The sequence below is a fragment of the Reyranella sp. genome (assembly GCF_036558665.1).
Classification (GTDB): domain Bacteria; phylum Pseudomonadota; class Alphaproteobacteria; order Reyranellales; family Reyranellaceae; genus Reyranella.
Genome location: NZ_DATBFE010000010.1, coordinates 1 through 18,890, shown reverse-complemented (window position 1 = coordinate 18,890; position 18,890 = coordinate 1). Strand labels below are relative to the sequence as shown.

Below are 18,890 nucleotides of genomic sequence, written 5' to 3'. Positions count from 1 at the left end.
TTCAGCCCGGGAGCGACGCACATGCATCGCTACATCGTGAAACGGCTCCTCCTCGCCATCCCGACATTGGTGGGCGCGGCGGCGCTGGTGTTCGTGCTGATGCGCCTGATCCCGGGCGATGTCTGCGTCATCCGCCTCGGATCGGGCGGCACCTTTGTCGATCCGGCGACGGTGGCGGCCTGCCACCGCCAGCTCGGGCTGGACAATCCGTGGATCGTGCAGTTCCTCGACTTTCTCTGGAGCTACTGCACGCTCGACTTCGGGATCTCGATGTGGTCGGGCAACCCGGTGATCCAGGAAATCGGCACGCGCTTGCCGGTTTCGCTGCAAGTCGCGGTGATGGCGACGGTGATCGCCATCCTGCTCGCGATCCCGCTCGGCACGATCTCGGCCCTGAAGGAGGGCACGTGGCTCGATCACGTGGTGCGCGTCGTGTCGATCGCGGGCATCGCCACGCCGTCCTTCTGGCTCGGCATCATGTCCCTGATCCTGGTGCTGAACGTCACCTCGCTCGCGACCGGCACGCCGTGGTTGCCGCCGATCGACTACGTGCCGCCATGGAAGGATTTCTGGCGCAACCTCTCAATCGTACTCCTGCCCGCGATCACGGTCGGCTACCGCTACTCCGCCGTCACCATGCGCATCACGCGCTCGGCGATGCTCGAGGTGCTGCGCGAGGACTATATCCGCACCGCCCGCGCCAAAGGCCTGATCGAGCAGATCATCATCAACCGGCATGCGCTGAAGAACGCGCTCTTGCCGGTGGTGACGCTGATCGGCATCGAATTCGCCTTCCTGATCGGCGGGCTCGTGGTTACCGAGCAGGTGTTCAACCTGAATGGCATCGGCCGCCTGCTGGTCCAGGCGGTGCAGAACCAGGACAATGTGCTCGCGCAGGCGCTGGTGATGCTGGTGGTCGCGATCTTCATCTTCACCAACCTCGCAGTCGACGTGCTCTACGCCTGGCTCGATCCGCGCATCCGCTTCTCGTGATGGAGTGCCGACCATGACCGCCATCACTCCCGGTTCCCTCTCGCCCAGCGCTCCTGCCGCCGACGAGGCGTGGCGCAAGCGCACGCTCGCCGGCACCATCCTCGATTTTTGTCGGCGCAAGCCGCTCGGCATGATCGGACTCGTGATCGTGCTGGTCATCTGCCTTGCCGGTGTCTCGGCCGACTGGCTGGCGCCCTTCGATCCGGAGGAGAACGACTTCAGCGCCATGATGCAGGCACCGAGCCTCGTGCATCTGCTGGGCACTGACCAGTTCGGCCGCGACATCTTTTCCCGGTTGGTTCTGGGTGCGCGCACGGCGATGTTCGTCGGCTTTGGCGCTGCCGTCGGCGGCGGCCTGATCGGCCTCGTGCTGGGCGTCAGCAGCGCCTATTTCGGTGGCTGGTTCGACCTCGTGCTGCAGCGCATCTTCGACATCGTGATGGCGTTCCCGTTGATCATCCTGGCGCTGGCCGTCGTTTCGGTGTTCGGCACTGGCGTATTCAACGTCATCATCGCGATTACCATTCCTCTCGTGCCGCGCTGCGGCCGTGTCGTGCGGTCGAGCGCGCTCGCAGTGCGCGAGATACCTTTCGTCGACGCCGCGCGCGCGCTCGGCTTCAGCCACACCCGCATCGTGTTGCGTCACATGGTACCGAACGTGCTGGCGCCCTTCCTGATCCTGCTGTCCGCCTTCGTCGGTCAGGCGATCCTGGCCGAGGCGTCGCTCTCCTATCTCGGCCTTGGCGTGCAAGAGCCCGTGGCCGACTGGGGACTGATGCTGCAGGGCAGTGCCGAGGACTATGCGACGACCGCACCATGGATCGCGATCTTTCCCGGACTTGCCATCGTGCTGACCGTGCTCGGCGCCAGCCTGTTCGGCGACGCCTTGCGCGACGCCATCGATCCCAAGCTGCGGACACGCTGACCGCCGATCGCCTTACGCCTTGAGCAGGCCGGCGGTCTCGTCGACCAAGGTCGACAGGACGGCGAGGCCGGCCGCGCCGTCGCGCAGGGCGGTCGCGACGCGGCCGGCAAAATCCGAGGGCCTGGCGGCGAGACGCTCGACGCCTGCCACCGCTGCTTTCTCGTTCAAGAGATAGATGCGGTTCAATGCAAACAGCGTCTGGCAAAGGCAGGCGATGCAGCGAAAGGCGCAGCCCGCGACATAGGCCGCATCCTCGCGGCCGCGGCCATGCATGGCGTTCTCCAGCGCAAAGCGCGCTTCCCAGAAGAAGCTCCGGATCAGCGCCTCGGCAAGCGCCGGCGGATAGGGGTGGCACTGGCGCCGCAGCGGCGCCAGGATCGCCTCGGGGTCCCACAGCACCTGGCAATGCGCGACCTCGCCCAGGTAGGCCGCCGAGACGAAGGCGTGGGGATGGCCGGGTTGGTAGGCGCGCTCGACGCGACCTGCCCGACAGGCTTCGATCACGTCGCGCACCTTGCCGAGATCGCGGTAGAGGAGATCGACCCGCCGGCCGTCGACGGTAAGCCAGGCGCCGCCATTGATCCACGGTCCCCATTCGCCGAGTGCCGTCACCGAGGAACGTTCCGCACCCGGCAACAGCACCGCCGCCTTGGCCAGCCGGCCGACATCGATCGGGTTGCCCGGCTCGTAGTAGAGACCGATATCGTAGTCGGAATGCGCGCCACCTTCGCCGCGGGCGCGCGAGCCGCCCAGCACCACGGCGCGAATGCCGGGCACGCCGCCGAACGCACGCCGCAGGCGGTCCAGAAGGACTTCATCGTTCGCGGTGGCATCCGCCATCTTCGTCGCACCCGCGGGCAATCTAGCATGGCGCAGCCGCGTTGCAGCGCGGCATGGGCGGCTGGCCCCGCCGCATGATTGCCGCCAATATGGCTGTCCAACCGGGAGAGAAACGCATATGGCGAGCATGACCTCGGAAGCGATGGTCAATGAGATGGGCGATCTCGACGGCGATTCGCTGCGCATGCACAGGTCGGGGCGCCCGGGCAAGATCGAGATCATCGCCACCAAGCCGCTGGTGACGCAGCGCGACCTGGCGCTCGCCTATTCGCCCGGCGTCGCCGCACCCTGCCTCGAGATCGCCAAGGATCCGGCGACCGCCTACGACTACACCGCCAAGGGCAACCTCGTGGCGGTCATCTCCAACGGCACCGCGGTGCTCGGGCTCGGCGATCTCGGCGCGCTGGGCGGCAAGCCGGTGATGGAAGGCAAGGCTGTGCTCTTCAAGCGCTTCGCCGATGTCGATTGCATGGATCTCGAGGTCGATACCAAGGATGTCGACCATTTCGTGAATTGCGTGCGCTATCTCGGCCCCACCTTCGGCGGCATCAATCTCGAGGACATCAAGGCGCCGGAATGCTTCATCATCGAGCAGCGCCTGCGCGAGCTGATGGATATCCCGATCTTCCATGACGACCAGCACGGCACCGCGATCGTCTCGGCCGCCGGCCTGATCAACGCCATGCACCTCACAGGCCGCAACATCAGAGACATCAGGATGGTGGTGAACGGCGCCGGCGCGGCCTCGATCGCCTGCATCGAGCTCGTGAAGGCGATGGGCATGCCGCACGAGAACGCCATCCTGTGCGACACCAAGGGCGTGATCTACCAGGGCCGCACCGAGGGCATGAACCAGTGGAAGAGCGCGCATGCCGTACGCACCAAGGCGCGCACGCTCGCCGAGGCGATCAAGGGCGCCGACGTCTTCTTCGGCCTGTCGGTCAAGGGCGCGGTCACCCGGGACATGGTGAAGTCGATGGCCGACAAGCCAATCATCTTCGCCATGGCCAATCCCGATCCCGAGATCACGCCTGAAGACGTGCGGGCGGTGCGTGCCGACGCCATCATCGCCACCGGCCGCAGCGACTATGCCAACCAGATCAACAATGTGCTGGGCTTCCCCTATATCTTCCGCGGCGCGCTCGATGTGCGGGCGACGACGATCAACGAGGAGATGAAGATCGCCGCCGCCGAGGCGCTGGCCAAGCTCGCGCGCGAGGACGTGCCCGACGAGGTCGATCGTGCCTATTCCGGCCGGCGCCTGCGCTACGGCCCCGAGTACGTGGTGCCGGTTCCCTTCGACCCGCGGCTGATCTCGGCCGTGTCGTCGGCGGTCGCCGAGGCGGCGGTCAAGTCGGGGGTAGCCCGCAAACCCATCCCCGACATGGCCGAATACAGGCGCTCGCTGTCGGGTCGCCTCGATCCGACCAGCCATTGGCTGCAGAGCCTGTTCGAGCAGGTGAAGGCCAATCCGCAGCGCATCGTGTTCGCCGAGGGCGAGGAGGAGCGCACCATCCGCGCCGCCGTGGTGTTCCGCGACAATGGCTACGGCACGCCGATCCTGATCGGGCGCGAGGAGCAGGTGCGCGAGACCATGAAGGGCCTGGGCATCACCAACCGTGACGGCCTCGAGATCCACAACGCCCGGCTCTCGACGCGCAATACGCCCTATACCGACCTGGTCTACAAGCGCCTGCAGCGCGACGGCTACCTGCGCCGCGACGTGCAGCGCATGGTGAATCAGGGGCGCAACGTCTTCGGTGCCTGCATGGTGGCGATGGGTGACGCCGACGGTATCGTGACCGGCATCACACGGCGCTTTCCCGAATGCTATGCCGATGTAAGGCGCGTGATCGATGTCGAGCCCAACAAGGTGGCGATGGGCTACTCCATCATCGTGGCGCGCCACGGCACGGTCTTTCTGGCCGATACCTCGATCAACGAGACCCCCACCCCCGAAGAGCTCGCCACCATCGCCAGGCAGACGGCGAAGAACGCACGCATGATGGGCCACCATCCGCGCGTCGCCTTCACCTCCTTCACCAACTTCGGCAGCCGCGAGATCGAGCGCATCGATCGCATCCGCAAGGCGATCCGTATCCTCGACGCCGAGAAGGTCGATTTCGAATATGACGGTGAAATGCAGGCCGACATGGCGCTCGACCACGAGCTGCTGAAATCGACCTATCCGTTCTGCCGCCTTACCGGCCCGGCCAACGTGCTGGTGATGCCCGGACTGCACTCGGCGCACATCTCGTCGCGCCTCGTGCAGAGCCTGGGCGGGGTGACCGTGATCGGGCCGGTGATCGACGGACTGCAGAAGCCGGTGCAGATCGTGCAGATGGGCGCCACCGTGAGCGATCTCGTCAATCACGCCGCCCTCGCCGCCTACGGAGCGCTCAGCCGACGGAGGTAGCCATGTTCGATCTCGTCATTCGCGGGGCTACGCTGGTCGACGGCCTGGGGCACGAACCGCGCCGCAACGACGTGGCCGTCAAGGACGGCCGCGTCGCGGCGATCGGCGAGATCAGGGACGCGCAAGCCCGGACGGTCGATGCCGGCGGACTCGTGCTGTCGCCCGGCATCGTCGACGTGCACACCCACTACGATGCCCAGATCACGTGGGATCCGATCCTCTCGCCTTCGACCTCGCTCGGCGTCACCACGGCGGTGATCGGCAATTGCGGCTTCGGCATCGCTCCGGCGCCCCCCGAGACGCGCGACCTCGTGATCCGCAACCTTTCGGTCGTCGAGGGCATGGACCTCGAGGCGCTGCGCACCGGCATCCGCTGGGACTTCGAAAGCTTCGGCGACTACATGGACATGCTGCGCCGGCGGCCGGCCTACGCCAACGTGGCGGTGCTCGCCGGTCACTCGACCATTCGCACCGCCGTCATGGGCGAGGCGGCATCACAGCGTGCCCAAGCGACGTCCGAAGAGCTCGCCAGAATGAAGGCGATGGTCGCGGATGCCATGGCCAAAGGGGCGATCGGGCTCGGCGCCTCCTATTCCCTGAACCACTCCGGCCATGGCGGCGTCCCCATGCCGTCGACGATTGCCCCCATGTCGGAGCTGGACGCGCTGGTGGGCGCCATGGGCCCGCGCGGCCGGGGCGTGATCGCCATCGCCTCCGGCGTGAAGACGCCGGGGGAACTGGAACCGATGGCCGCCAGGCACGGCCGGCCGTTCTTCCAGGGCACCGGAATGGCGATGTACAACGCACAGGAGCCCGAGCGCGCGCTGCGCATCTTCGATGCCTGCGCATCGGCTCTGCGCCGCGGCAACGGCCTCTATGTCCAGATTCCCTGCCAGCCGCTGTCCTTCGATTTCACGATGGCCAACGCCTATCCGTTCTACAGCCATTCGGCCTTCGATCCGGTCAAGGCCTACGCGCCCGAGCAGCTCGAGGACGTGTTCCGCGATCCTTCGTGGCGCGCCAGGTTCCGCGACAATGCCAGGAGCCCGCGACCGGGTATGATCTTCCAGGGCAACTGGGAGCGCGTGATGGTGGCGGCAACCCGGAAGCCCGCCAATGCGAAATACGTGAACCGCTATCTCGACGAGATCGCCGCCGCCGAAAGGCGCGACCCTCTCGACGTGATGCTCGATCTGGCGCTCGACGAGAACCTCGAGACCGCCTTCCTCGGCCGTTTCCTCAATGTCGGCGACGAGGGTGTGGCGCGGCTCCTGAAGCACGAGGCCGGCGTGGTGGCACTGTCGGACGCCGGTGCGCATCTCATCTATATGTGCGACGCAGGCTTTGGCCTGCATTTCCTGGCGCACTGGGTGCGCGAGCGCGGCGACTTCGATCTCGTCGAAGGCGTCCGCCGTCTCACCAGCCATCCTGCCGACCTCTACGGTATCCCCAATCGGGGCCGCATCGTAGTCGGCGCACAGGCTGACCTGCTGCTGTTCGATCCCGCCACGGTCGGCGTCTCTCCGGCCGAGCGTGTCGCCGATCTGCCCGGTGGCGGCCGGCGCACCATCCGCCGGCCGACGGGCGTGCACGGCGTGTTTTGCAACGGCGTGATGACTTTCGACGGCAAGGACTACGTGGAGCACGCGACGGCACCGGGCCACGTGCTGGACCAGTTCAACGCCTCGCAGGGCGGACACAGCGCGATCGCCGCGCAGTAGCATCGCCGCGCGGAACATCGGCTGCCGCACAAGTGCCGAATGCTTTTCGCTCCCCGCGCCGCGGTATAGGCTCGTCGCAAATCATTCGCTTGGGAGGGCGCGCCATGCCGACGATCATGAAGGTCAGCGGTCGGAGTCCGCGGTCGCTGCGTCGCCGCAGCCTGGTCAAAGGCGGGATGGCCGGCATCGTTGCGGCCGGGCTCGCGCCTGCGATCGTGCGGGCGGCCCCCGTCAAGCTCGTGATGGCACATATCAACGCGCTGCCCGAATCCGCCGCCGTCGCCTTCGACTGGCAGACCCAGGAGGTGCGCAAGCGCTCGGGCGGCGAGCTCGACATGCAGTTCTTCGGCTCGACGCTGATGAGCAAGGAACTCGACATCATGAACGCCGTGAAATCGGGCAACATCGCGATCGGCAACCCGGCCGGCGCGGCGGCGACGATCTTCCCCGAGATGGGCGTCTTCCTCGTGCCCTATCTCGTGCAGAGCTATGACCAAGCCTACAAGATGTTCAACGGCCAGATCGGCGATCAGCTCGATAAGATCTTCCAGGAGAAGTACAAGCTCAAGACGCTGTGCTTCTTCGACTACGGCTTCCGTCATTTCTGGACCAGCAAGAAACCGATCGTCGAGCCCAAGGACCTGCGCGGCGCAAAGATCCGCGTGCAGCAGGCCAAGGTGTTCGCCGACACCATCAACGGGCTGGGTGGCAACGCAGTCCCGCTGGCCTGGGGCGAGGTGATCTCGGCGGCCAAGTCCGGCGTCATCGACGGTGGCGACCTGCCGATCGTCAACCAGATCGCGCTCAAGATCTACGAGGTCTCGAAATACTGCTCGATGACCTTCCACAACTACGGACCGACGCTCAACACCATGAATCTCGGGATCTGGGAAAGCCTCAGCCCCGAGCACAAGAAGATCATGCTCGACACCAGCCGCGAGGCCCAGGCCAAGTGCCGTGAGCTCACCGAATCGGTCGACAATTTCGACGCCGCCAAGAAGGCGCTCGAGCCCAAGGGCATGACCGTGGTGAAGGGCGATGTCGATGCTTTCCGCAAGGTGGCCGAAGCGAAGATCTGGCCGGCTTACAAGAAGCAATACGGCGAGCTGTGGGACACGATCGCGAACTTCAAGGCGTGACAGCGACGCTGGCATGACCTTCATCGCACGCATTCCCAAGATCGTCGTCGCTCTGTTGCTGATCGCAGCCATCACAAACCTGCTGGTGGGCGTCTTCCTGCGCTACGTCATGATCCCCGTGACCGACTCGCTCGATCTCGATCCGATACCATTCACCTGGGTCGAGGAGGTGGGCGAGATGCTGCTGGCCTACCTCACCCTGATCGGCGCGGCGATCGGGGTGCGCGAGCGGGCGCACTTCACCCTGCATGTGCTGAAGCTCACGCCGCGCGGATTTCTTCTCGTCGACCGCGTCCATTTCGTCCTGGTGACCGCCCTTGGCCTGCTGATCGCCTGGTTCGGCGTGCGATTGTGCATCCTGAACAGCACGCTCACGACGCCGGGGCTGCAGATCAACCTTGCCGTGCTCTACGGCGCCGCCGTGGTCGGCGGCTTGTTGCTGGCGGTCTACGCGGTCTCGATGATCGTCGCGCCCACGCGCCCGACGGCCGACCTGCTGCATTGACGAGGATCGCCCCGGCATGCTGTTGCTTCTCGTCGCCGCGATCTTCGTCGCTCTGATCGTCTTTTCCATGCCCATCGTCTTCGCCCTCGGCGTCTCGGCCGCGGCGGGGCTGTGGATCGGCGGCTACGACATGCAGGTCCTGTCCTCGAGCCTGGTTTCGGGCTCGCAGAGCTGGGTGCTGCTCGCCATCCCTGCCTTCGTCTTCGCCGGCGGCCTGATGGAGCGCTGCGGCATGAGCCACACGCTGGTCGATTTCGCCCGCGCCCTCGTGGGCTGGGTGAAAGGCGGGCTGGGCATGTCGGTGATCCTGGTCGCCTATTTCTTCTCCGACATCTGCGGCTCGAAGATGGCCGAAGTCTCCGCCCTCGGCTCAACCCTGATGCCGCCGCTCACCAAGGCGGGCTACCGGCGCGAGGATTCGGCTTCGCTGATCGCCGCCGGGACGGCGATGGGCATGCTGGTGCCGCCCGCCATTTTCATGATCGTGATCGCCCAGGTGACCAACACCTCGGCGGTGGCCCTGTTCCTGGCCGGCTTCATTCCAGCGGCCGTCATCATGGCCTGCCTGATGGCGCTCGTCTGGTATCGCGCCCGCAAATACGACTGGCCAGTCGACACGCGGCCGAGCGCCGCATTGCTCCTCGTCACGGCGCGACGCGCCAGCGTGCCGCTGGTGATCCCGGTGGTGATTCTGGGCGGCTTCATCGGCGGCGTCTTCACCGCGACCGAGGCCGGCGCCGTGGTCGCGGCCTACGCCGTCGTCGCCGCCCGCTTCTACTACCGCAATGTCAGCTTCGCCGAGATGGGCAAGCTCGCCTACGAGAGCGCGATCCTGACGGCGTCGGTGGTGTTCCTGCTCGCGGTCGCATCGGTCTTCCAGTACCTGATGGGCGTGTCGGGCGTGCCGGCGTTGCTGGCCGAAGTGCTGGCGCCCCTGAAATCGATGCCCTGGCTGTTCCTGCTGTGCACAGCCCTCATCACCATGATGTTCGGCATGGTGCTGGAGGGCCTGCCGGCGGCGGTCGTGCTGATCCCGGTGGTCTTCCCGATCGCCGAGAAGATGAACATCAATCCCTACCACTTCAACATCGTGCAGACGGCGGCCGTCGGCATCGGGCTGTTCCTGCCGCCGATGGGGGTGGGGCTGCTGATGGCGCTGAAGTTCGCCGGCCTGACGGTCGGCCGGCACTGGCGCACCTACTTGCCTTACATTGCCGCCCTGCTGTTGGGGCTGCTCCTGATCATCCTGTTCCCGGAGATCTCGCTTTTCCTGCCCCGCGCCGTCGGTGCGATCAATTAGAGTTCACCATAGCGACAGTCAGGTGGCCTTCGCCGGCGCCGTGACCTTCGTCACCGTGAGCCGATGCTGCCTGCCGTCCCGCCCCGGCCAGGAGATCGACTGGCCGACGCCCAGTCCGATCAAGGCCGCACCGATCGGCGTCATCACCGAAATGCGGTGCGCATCGAGGCTTTCGTCGACAGGATAGACGAGCGTCATCGTCCGCGTCTGGCCGTCGTCGGACTTGAAGGTGACGGTCGAGCCCATGCGCACGACGTCGGCAGGCACGGCGTCCACGATCTGCGCGCGGTCCAGTTCGTCCAAAAGCTCTTGCGCCACCTCCGGCAGGCGCTGCAGCGACGCATTGGCAAGATCGCTGAGCCGCTCGTAGTCGGCGTTGCTGATGATGATCTGGGGAACCGAGCGGCTCCGCACGACGTCACGCATCGGGACTGCCTTTCAAAACAAACGCGGATTGGAAGCGATAGAGAGCGCGCATGAGCGCGAACGCTTGGGCGACACGGCGGTCGCACACCCTTCAAACGTAAGGAGGAGAAGCCGGGATTTCAACCGGCCTGCAAGCGGCTAGAGTGCCGGCTTGCCGATCCCGCCGCGCGCCCGGCGCGCCAGATAAACCTGCAAATGGGCGTAGGCGAGCCGCAGATTGGGCGTGGCGACGGCCGCCCTGCCCGCCCGGGCGATCATGTCGCCGACCACGTGATCGGCCTCGACCATGGCGCCCTTTTCGAGATCGTGCAGCATGGAGGCAGCGAATCGCGACCCTTTCTGCGTGAGGTAGGAGCGCACATTCTGCATGCCCTTTTCGCCGGGGTCGCAGCCTGCCGCGGCGGCGACCTTGCGGCATTCCTCGACCGTCTCGAGCATGATCGCGCGGCCCTCGTCGGCCTCCAGGATATCGCCCGACGTGCCGCGCATCAGGCAGCACATCGAGGCAAGCGTGCACAGCATGATCCATTTGTCCCAGAGGTCCTGGATGATGTGCTTGTGCAGGCCGCCGTCAATGCCGGCCTTTCTGATTGCGCCATCGAGCTCGACCAGCGCCGGCCGCGCCGGCTTCCCGTCGCGTTCGCCGAAGGAGATGGCGGCGAAGGGGCTGGTGTGGAGAACCTCGCCGGTCGCCGACAGGGCGACGCCGACGCGCGCAAGACCGCCCACGATCCGGGTCTCGCCGAAGCGGCCGGCCAGGACATCGATATGGCGCATGCCGTTCAACAGCGGCACCACTGTCGTGCCCGGTCCGACCGCCGGCGCTACCGCCTCGATGGCGGAATCGAGATCGTAGGCCTTGCAGGTCAGCATCACGATCTCGTACGGCCCGCCCTCGGCGCCGCCGGGCACGGTCTTGACCTTCTGCGTGATGTCGCCCTTGGGACTCTTGATGACCAGCCCGTCGCGCTGCAGGGCGGCGCGGCGCCCCGCACGGACGAGAAAAGTGACGTCGGCGCCGCCCTGCTGCAGTCGGCCCCCGACATAGCCGCCGATCGCACCGGCGCCGAGGATCAGGGTCTTCATTTCCGTGCACTCCTTTGAGCGACCCAATCGGTGAGCCACCCCGCGAGATCGTCGGTCTGATGGTGGACGTGATCGAGATCGATGCCCACGGCGCGCTTCACGCTTTCCTCGGTGCGGATCCACACCGTGCGCATCCCCATCCCGCAGGCCGGCTTGAGATTGATCGCGATATCGTCGGCCATGGCGGCGCGGGTCGGGTCGACCCTGTGCCTGACCACCAGCTTGTCGTAGATCGCCTGGTGGGGCTTCGGCCAATAGTCGCCGGCGGCGATATCGAAGATCGCCTCGAAGTGATGGGCCACTCCCAGCCGCTCCATGACCCGCTCAGCATGCGGCACGTCGCCCGCGGTGAAGATGATCTTGCGGCCCGGCAAGGCGCGGAGCGCGGCATCGAGCTCCGGCGCAGGCGGCACGGGGGAATAGTCGATGTCGTGCACATAGGCCAGGAAATGCCGCGGATCGACCCCGTGCAAGGTCATCATGCCGCGCATCGACGTCCCGTGCTCGCGCCAGTACTGCTTCTGCATGCGCCGCGCCTCCTCGACATCGACCTTCAAGCAATCGGCGATATAGCGACCGATGCGCACGTCGATCTGGGCAAAGAGGTTGCAGCGCGCCGGATAGAGCGTGTTGTCGAGGTCGAACAGCCAGACGTCGGGATCGTGCGGCGGAGGCGGCATTTGGGGATTTTGCTTAATCGCCACCCGTGCGCTTGTCGAGCGGCCAGCTTATAAAGGCAGTAATGGATATCCTCCTCTACGGCCTTCTGGCGTTGATCGCCCTGTTGCTTGTCGGGCTAATCGTCCTGCTGCTGCGCCGCAACGACAACCGCGAGACGGAGGCGGTGCGCCGGCACCTCGAAATGGCACTGAGCCAGCAGGCCGACACCGTCCAGCGCGTCGAGCGCTCGTTGCGCGAACAGGAACAGGCGCTGAGCAAGGTCGTGAGCGAGCGCCTCGATCGCAGCGAAAAGGCGACCGGTCAGGTCGTGACCGACCTGCGCGAGCGGCTGGCCCGCATAGACGAGGCGCAAAAGAAGATCGGAGAGCTTTCGACGCAGGTGGTCGGCCTGCAGGAGATCCTGTCCAACAAGCAGGCGCGCGGCGCCTTCGGCGAGGTGCAGCTGAACGACCTGGTGCAGAGCGCGCTGCCGCCCTCGGCCTACGAATTCCAGTGCAGCCTCGGCAACGGCGCGCGCGTCGATTGCCTGCTCAGGTTGCCCAACCCGCCGGGCTCGATCGCCATCGACGCCAAGTTCCCGCTCGAAAGCTACCGAATGCTGCGTGCTGTCGCGCCGGGCGATGCGCAGGGGTTGACCGCCGCACAGCGCGCCTTCCAGCAGGCGATGCGCAAGCACATCGGCGACATTCGCGACAAGTATATCGTCACCGGCGAGACCGCCGAATCAGCGCTGCTGTTCTTGCCGTCAGAAGCGATCTACGCGGAGCTGCATGCCAACTTCACATCGATAGTCGAGGAGTCCTACAAGGCGCGGGTCTGGATCGTTTCGCCGACCACCATGATGGCGACGCTGAACACGGTACGCGCCGTCCTGAAGGACGTCCGCATGCGCGAGCAGGCCGGCGAGATCCAGAAAATCGTGGGGCTGATGATGGGCGATGTGAAGCGGCTTGAGGATCGCGTCGACAATCTCAAGAAGCACTTCGCGCAGACCGAAAGGGATCTGCGCGACATCGACACATCGACCTCGCAGATTTCCCGCCGGGGCGAACGCATCCTCGGCGTCGACATGGGCGAGGAGCCGCAGGCGCTGCCGTCGTCAAACTCTGGCTAGGCTGGAGTTCGACCTTTACCCCCACGGCCCCCCGCCGGTCTGTGGCACCGATCCGCCGGCGCGGGTGCGCAGCGGCGGCGGCTCCGGCATCGCCTGCGATGCCATCGCCCGCAGGCGCGCGATGCGCTCCTCCATCGGAGGATGGGTCGAGAAGAGATTCGCCAGGCCGCCGCCCGACAGCGGGTTGTCGATATAGAGATGCGCCGTCGCCGGATTGGCCTCGGCGGTGGCGTTGGGGATCGCCTGCGTCCCCGCGTGCAGGCGCGCGAGCGCCGCGGCAAGCCACTCGGGATGGCCGGAGATTTCCGCCCCCATGCGGTCGGCCTCGTACTCGCGACTGCGGCTGATCGCCATCTGGATCAGCGAGGCTGCGATCGGCGCCAGGATCATGGCAAGAAGGCTCAGGATCGGATTGCCGGCCGGACGGCCGTTCTCGTCGCGGCCGCCACCGAAAAAGAAGCCGAAGCTCGCCAGCATGCCGATGGCGCCCGAGAGCGTCGCTGCCACCGTCATGGTGAGGGTGTCGCGGTTCTTGACGTGGCCGAGCTCGTGGCTCAGCACGCCCATCACCTCCTCGCGGCTGAGATGGCGCAGCAGGCCCGTGTTCACGGCAATCGCCGCATGCTCGGGGCTGCGGCCGGTGGCGAAGGCGTTGGGCTGGTCCTCGTCGATGATGTAGACGCGCGGCATCGGCAGGCCGGCGCGCCCGGTGAGCTGCTGGACGATGCCATAGAGCTCGGGCGCCTCCTGCGGCCCGACCTCGTGCGCGTTGCTCATGCGCAGCACCATGCGGTCGGAGTTCCAGTAGGCGAAGAGGTTGGTGCCGAGCGCCACCACCATCGCGATCACGAGTCCCTGCTGGCCGCCCAGCAGGTAGCCGACCACGAGGAAGAAGGCCGTCAAGGCCGCCAGAAGCAGCGCGGTGCGAAAATAGTTCATGGCCGGAAAGATGGCCCGGGACGGTGGCGAATCAAGGTGCCGGGGGCCATCATGGGACCATGACCGACGACAAGAAACCCGCCGCTCCGGCGGAGAAGCCCCAGCCTGAGCCGGCCAAGCCGGCCGCGCTCCCGAAGCCCGACAAGGTCGAGGAGATCGGCGGACCGCCGGGACCCGAGCCGACCCGTTACGGCGACTGGCAATTCAACGGCAAGGTGACCGACTTTTGAGGCGCTCGGACATCTTCCACCCCCACTTCAAGGCGCGGCCGTGGTGGTGGGAAGCGTGGACACCGAGCAATGCGCTGAGCCAGGACCCGCCGGGCAAGTCGGATATCGTGATCGTGGGCGCGGGCTACGGCGGCCTGTCGACGGCGCTCGAGCTCAGGCGCAACGGCATCGACGCGGTGGTGCTGGAGCGCGGCGATTTCGGTGTCGGCGCCTCGACGCGCAACGGCGGCATGATCTCGGGTGGGGTCAATCTCGGCAAGGGCCTGGGCGGCAAGAACCAGGCGGCGGAGGAGTTCGCCCGCCGCAAGGCCGAGTTCCTGGGCGCCGGTGCCGATTCTCTCACGGTGCTCGAGGACATCATCGCCCGCGAGAAGATCGAATGCGGCGTGATCAGAAAGGGCCGGTTCGTCGGCGCCTGGACGCCGCGTCACTATGACGAGCAGGCCGCCAAGATCGAGATGTTCAACATGCATGCCGATGCCGGCGCCGAGATGATCCCGCGCGAACGGCAGCGCGAGATGATCGCATCGGACTACTACTTCGGCGGCATGTATGCCCGGCGCTCGGGCCATCTTCATCCGGCGCTCTACTACAAGGGCTTGCTGGAAGCCGCTCATCGCGCGGGCGCGGCCCTGTGCGCCAACCTCGAGGCCGAGCGTATCGAAAAGCTCGGTGCTGGCTGGCGCGTGTTGACCGCCAAGGGTCCGATCGAGTGCCGCGAGGTGGTGATCGCCACTAACGGCTACACCGGCGATCTCACGCCGCGGCTGAAGCGCCGCGTCGTGCCTGTGGCGAGCCACATCATCGCCACCGAGCCGCTGCCGATGCCGGCGACGGAGTTGATTCCCGAACTGCGGTCGGTCGCCGACACCAAGCGCGTGCTCACCTACTACCGCCCGTCACCCGACGGCAAGCATCTGATCTTCGGCGGCCGCGCACGCTTCACGGCGGCACCGCCGGAAGTCAGTGCCCCCGTACTCCATCGCTATATGCTCGATCGCTTTCCGCAGTTGAAGGGCATCCGCATCACCCACGTGTGGACCGGCAATGTCGCCTTCGCGCTCGACTACATGCCGCACATGGGCACCGATCAGGGCCTGCACTACCTGCTGGCCTGCAACGGCAACGGGGTCGCCATGATGACCTATCTCGGCACCCAGACCGCGAAGAAGATCGCCGGCGGCGCCAACGCGCCCGTCAACCCGCTCGATGGCCGCGACTTCCCCGAGAACCGCTTCTACAACGGCGACCCGTCGTGGTTCCTGCCGATGATCGGCGCCTGGTACCGCGCGCGCGACTGGATCGACCGGCACCGAGCCGCGTGATGGCTGGGCTTGCCGTTACGCTCGCCGACGTCCAGGCCGCCGCTGCGCGCATCAAGGGGGCGGTCGTTCGCACGCCCTGCCTGCGCAGCGAGACGCTGTCGCGCATCGCCGAGGCCGAGGTCTGGATCAAGTTCGAGAACCTGCAGTTCACGGCCTCGTTCAAGGAACGCGGGGCGCTGAACACGCTTTTGCAACTGGGCGAGGCCGAGCGGCGGCGCGGTGTGATCGCCATGTCGGCGGGCAACCACGCACAGGGGGTCGCCTATCACGCCGGCCGGCTCGGTATCCCCGCCACGATCGTGATGCCGTCCTTCACGCCGAACACCAAGGTCACGCACACGCGGGGCCATGGAGCCCGGGTCGTGCTGCACGGGGATACGCTTGCGGAAGCCGGCGCCGAAGCCCATCGCCTCGCGGCGGCCGAGCAGCTCACTTTCGTGCATCCCTACGACGATCCGCGCATCATCGCCGGTCAGGGCACGATCGCACTCGAGATGTTGCAGGACGTACCGGAGCTCGACACGCTGGTCGCGCCAGTAGGCGGCGGCGGGATGATCGCGGGCTGTGCGGTCGCGGCACGCGGGCTCCGGTCCGACATCAAGGTGATCGGCGTCGAGACCGCGGGCTACTCGGCCCTGCGGCAGCTCCTGACCGGCGAAGCGGTGACGGCTGGAGGGGACACGATCGCCGAAGGCATCGCCGTGCGCGATATCGGCGATTTGCCGCTCGTGATCGCGCGCAGCCTGCTCGACCGCGTGCTCTCGGTCGAGGAGGTGGCGATCGAACACGCGATCTCGCTCCTCATCGAGGTCGAGAAGACGGTTTCGGAAGGGGCCGGCGCCGCCGGCCTGTCGGCCCTGCTCACCTATCCAGATGTCTTCAGAGCGCGCAAGGTCGGCCTGGTGCTGAGCGGCGGTAATATCGACACCCGCCTGCTCGCTTCGGTCCTGCTGCGCGGGCTGGTGCGCGACGGCCGCATCGTGCGGCTGCGCGTCATGATCAGCGATCTGCCCGGCCAGCTTGCCCGCGTCGCCGGCCGGATCGGCGAGGCCGGCGGCAACATCGTCGAGGTCCAGCACCAGCGCCTGTTCGGCAGCGTCGCCGCCAAGCGTGCCGAGCTCGACGTCACAGTCGAGACCCGAGATCGCGCGCATGTCCGCGAGCTTGTGACGGCGCTCGAGAGCGACGGCTTTGTCGTGCGGGTCCTGGAGGGCGCGGAAATCTGAGCCACGTTTCGGCAATGGCCGAAACACGGGGCCGATTGCGGCCGCGACAGTGCCGGTCTTCCAGCTTCAGGGGACCGTCATGGCGATCACCGTGTTCATCCGTTACCAGCTCGATCCATCCAAGCGCGATGCCTTCGAAGCCTATGCCAAGCGCTGGCTCAAGATCATCCCGCGCTGCGGCGGCGATCTGGCGGGTTACTGGATGCCCCACGAGGGCACCAACAACATCGCCCAGGCGCTGATCACCTTCGAAGGCCTCGCCGCCTACGAGGCCTATCGCGCGCGCCTGCGCGAAGATCCCGAGGGCATGGCCAACTTCCGCAGCGCCGAGGAGGGGTGCTTCATCCTGGCCGAGGAACGGACCTTTCTGCGGCCCGTCGTCTGAAGTGCCTGCTCGACGCCGGTCAGCGAGAAATCGTCGGGTTTGAAGACCAGCGCCAGGCGAGGTGTCTCGCGGGCCATGGATGCAGGAATAGCCGAAATGGCGACCCGCGTGATGCCGACCGCTTGTCATAGCGGCGACAGGAGCGGCAACATCTTCACTCGTCGCACGATCTCGTCGACCTTGCGCCGACGCCGGTTGACGGTCCTTCCCGACGTCGAGCTCCCGGGAGCTTAGTAGATCACGGTCGCCGTCTTGCTCTTGCCGAGCACGCGGGAAAGCGCCTTTTGCGTTCCGCCTCGGGGCTCCTGATGCCGACCCATCGGCGCTTTCTCCAGTGCCTGGAATTTCCCATACATTCCAGAAACAGGCGGCTTACTATGGTTCGCGGCAAGGGCTATAGACGCCGCCATGTCTGTCTCCCCGACCTACGTTTCCTCGCCGACGCCCGACCTTGCGCACATCGAGCGGGCCCTGATCTCCGTCTCCGACAAGACCGGCCTTGTCGACCTCGGCAAGGCGCTGGCGAACCACGGAGTCGAGATCCTGTCCACCGGCGGTTCGGCCAAGGCGTTGCGCGATGCCGGACTGAAGGTGATCGAGGTCAGCGACCACACTGGCTTCCCCGAGATCATGGATGGCCGCGTGAAGACCCTGCAGCCCTCGATCCATGGCGGCATTCTCGCCCGGCGAACCGATGCCCGCCACAGGACGGCAATGAGCGATCACAAGATCGCTGCCATCGATCTCGTGGTCGTGAATCTCTATCCGTTCGAAACCACAGTGGCGCGCGGCGCCGATTTCGCGACCTGCGTCGAGAACATCGACATCGGCGGCCCCGCGCTGATCCGCGCCGCGGCCAAGAATCACGACTTCGTCACCGTGGTCGTGGATTGGGCCGACTACGACCTGGTGCTGGCCGAGCTGACGGCCAACAATGGCGCCACGACCCTGGCGTTGCGGCGCAGGCTTGCGGCCAAGGCCTATGCGCGCACCGCAGCCTACGATTCGGCGATCGCCAGCTGGTTTGCCAAGCAGCAGGGTGAGGCCTTCCCCGAGCAACTCACGCTGGCCGCCCGGCGGGTGCAGATCCTGCGCTACGGTGAGAACCCGCATCAGCAGGCAGCCTTCTACGCCGACGGCAGCAGGCGGCCGGGCGTCGCCACGGCGCGCATGGTCCAGGGCAAGGAGCTTTCCTACAACAATATCGGCGACACCGACGCCGCCTATGAATGCGTCGCCGAATTCAAGGAGCCGGCTGTGGTTGTGGTGAAGCACGCCAATCCCTGCGGCGTGGCCGTCAGCCGGGACCAGTACAGTGCCTACCTCAAGGCCTATGCCTGCGATCCGGTGTCGATCTATGGCGGCATCGTCGCCGTGAACCGTCCCTTGGAGGCAGTGACGGCCACCGATCTTGCCAAGCGTTTCCTGGAGGTCGTCATTGCGCCCGATGCAACACCCGAGGCGCTCGAGATCCTGGCGCGCCGCAAGGATGTGCGGGTGCTGCTCGCGGGTACGCTCCCCGATCCGGCGAGCGCGGGCATGACCCTGAAGAGCGTGGCCGGTGGCTACCTTCTGCAAAGCCGCGACAACGGGCGACTGGCAAAGACCGACCTCAAGATCGTGACCAAGCGCGTGCCTA

Annotated in this window: 18 protein-coding genes; 13 read left to right on the top strand and 5 right to left on the bottom strand. The window is 66.3% G+C overall.

Translation table 11 applies throughout. The annotated features are described in order from the left end of the window. The first annotated feature begins 21 nt into the window (after positions 1-21). Positions 22-993 carry an ABC transporter permease gene (locus VH499_RS01790; RefSeq protein ID WP_332050963.1) on the top strand — a complete coding sequence of 324 codons (972 nt, stop codon included), beginning with the start codon at positions 22-24 and terminating at the stop codon, positions 991-993. Between the two features lie 13 nt (positions 994-1,006). Next, positions 1,007-1,918 carry an ABC transporter permease gene (locus VH499_RS01785; RefSeq protein ID WP_332050962.1) on the top strand — a complete coding sequence of 304 codons (912 nt, stop codon included), beginning with the start codon at positions 1,007-1,009 and terminating at the stop codon, positions 1,916-1,918. Positions 1,919-1,930: 12 nt separating this feature from the next. On the opposite strand, the gene VH499_RS01780 is transcribed toward VH499_RS01785, so the two are convergent. Next, positions 1,931-2,758 (bottom strand): nucleotidyltransferase domain-containing protein, encoded by an 828-nt coding sequence (locus tag VH499_RS01780; RefSeq protein WP_332050961.1) that lies wholly within the window; start codon positions 2,756-2,758, stop codon positions 1,931-1,933. Positions 2,759-2,876: 118 nt separating this feature from the next. On the opposite strand from VH499_RS01780, the gene VH499_RS01775 reads away from it, so the two are divergent. The 5 genes from VH499_RS01775 (at position 2,877) to VH499_RS01755 (ending at position 9,839) form a co-directional block, all read left to right on the top strand. Next, positions 2,877-5,174, top strand: coding sequence for an NADP-dependent malic enzyme (locus VH499_RS01775; protein ID WP_414709731.1), 2,298 nt, complete (start codon positions 2,877-2,879; stop codon positions 5,172-5,174). 2 nt (positions 5,175-5,176) lie between these two features. After that, positions 5,177-6,895, top strand: a complete 1,719-nt coding sequence (locus VH499_RS01770) for an N-acyl-D-amino-acid deacylase family protein (RefSeq protein ID WP_332050960.1) — start codon at positions 5,177-5,179, stop codon at positions 6,893-6,895. Between the two features lie 104 nt (positions 6,896-6,999). Beyond that, complete coding sequence (locus tag VH499_RS01765) at positions 7,000-8,034, top strand: TRAP transporter substrate-binding protein (protein ID WP_332050959.1); 1,035 nt, start codon at positions 7,000-7,002, stop codon at positions 8,032-8,034. 13 nt (positions 8,035-8,047) lie between these two features. Further along, positions 8,048-8,539, top strand: a complete 492-nt coding sequence (locus VH499_RS01760) for a TRAP transporter small permease (RefSeq protein ID WP_332050958.1) — start codon at positions 8,048-8,050, stop codon at positions 8,537-8,539. Between the two features lie 16 nt (positions 8,540-8,555). Next, positions 8,556-9,839, top strand: coding sequence for a TRAP transporter large permease (locus tag VH499_RS01755; RefSeq protein ID WP_332050957.1), 1,284 nt, complete (start codon positions 8,556-8,558; stop codon positions 9,837-9,839). An 18-nt stretch (positions 9,840-9,857) separates the two neighbouring features. Here VH499_RS01755 and rnk read toward each other — a convergent pair whose 3' ends face one another. From rnk to VH499_RS01740, 3 genes are all read right to left on the bottom strand, one after another. Next, a complete protein-coding gene (gene rnk, locus VH499_RS01750) occupies positions 9,858-10,265 on the bottom strand; it encodes a nucleoside diphosphate kinase regulator (RefSeq protein ID WP_332050956.1) in 408 nt (135 codons plus the stop codon). Positions 10,266-10,403: 138 nt separating this feature from the next. Further along, a complete protein-coding gene (locus VH499_RS01745) occupies positions 10,404-11,351 on the bottom strand; it encodes a ketopantoate reductase family protein (RefSeq protein WP_332050955.1) in 948 nt (315 codons plus the stop codon). Then, positions 11,348-12,031: a pyrimidine 5'-nucleotidase gene (locus VH499_RS01740; protein ID WP_332050954.1), complete on the bottom strand. Its 684-nt coding sequence runs from the start codon at positions 12,029-12,031 to the stop codon at positions 11,348-11,350. The genes VH499_RS01745 and VH499_RS01740 overlap by 4 nt, the downstream gene beginning before the upstream one ends. A 62-nt stretch (positions 12,032-12,093) precedes the next feature. Here VH499_RS01740 and VH499_RS01735 point away from each other — a divergent pair, with 62 nt between their 5' ends. Next, a complete protein-coding gene (locus VH499_RS01735; protein WP_332050953.1) occupies positions 12,094-13,146 on the top strand; it encodes a DNA recombination protein RmuC in 1,053 nt (350 codons plus the stop codon). A 15-nt stretch (positions 13,147-13,161) separates the two neighbouring features. On the opposite strand, the gene htpX is transcribed toward VH499_RS01735, so the two are convergent. Continuing rightward, on the bottom strand, positions 13,162-14,085 hold the full coding sequence (gene htpX / locus VH499_RS01730; protein WP_332050952.1) for a zinc metalloprotease HtpX: 924 nt from the start codon (positions 14,083-14,085) through the stop codon (positions 13,162-13,164). A gap of 59 nt (positions 14,086-14,144) precedes the next feature. On the opposite strand from htpX, the gene VH499_RS01725 reads away from it, so the two are divergent. The 5 genes from VH499_RS01725 to purH form a co-directional block, all read left to right on the top strand. After that, positions 14,145-14,315 (top strand): succinate dehydrogenase assembly factor 4, encoded by a 171-nt coding sequence (locus tag VH499_RS01725; RefSeq protein WP_332050951.1) that lies wholly within the window; start codon positions 14,145-14,147, stop codon positions 14,313-14,315. After that, positions 14,312-15,640 (top strand): FAD-dependent oxidoreductase, encoded by a 1,329-nt coding sequence (locus VH499_RS01720; RefSeq protein ID WP_332050950.1) that lies wholly within the window; start codon positions 14,312-14,314, stop codon positions 15,638-15,640. The genes VH499_RS01725 and VH499_RS01720 overlap by 4 nt, the downstream gene beginning before the upstream one ends. Beyond that, positions 15,640-16,866 carry a threonine ammonia-lyase gene (locus tag VH499_RS01715; protein ID WP_332050949.1) on the top strand — a complete coding sequence of 409 codons (1,227 nt, stop codon included), beginning with the start codon at positions 15,640-15,642 and terminating at the stop codon, positions 16,864-16,866. The genes VH499_RS01720 and VH499_RS01715 overlap by 1 nt, the downstream gene beginning before the upstream one ends. Before the next feature lie 79 nt (positions 16,867-16,945). Continuing rightward, complete coding sequence (locus tag VH499_RS01710; protein WP_332050948.1) at positions 16,946-17,251, top strand: NIPSNAP family protein; 306 nt, start codon at positions 16,946-16,948, stop codon at positions 17,249-17,251. Between the two features lie 408 nt (positions 17,252-17,659). After that, on the top strand, positions 17,660-18,890 hold a 1,231-nt coding region (purH, locus tag VH499_RS01705; RefSeq protein WP_332050947.1), incomplete at its 3' end, for a bifunctional phosphoribosylaminoimidazolecarboxamide formyltransferase/IMP cyclohydrolase.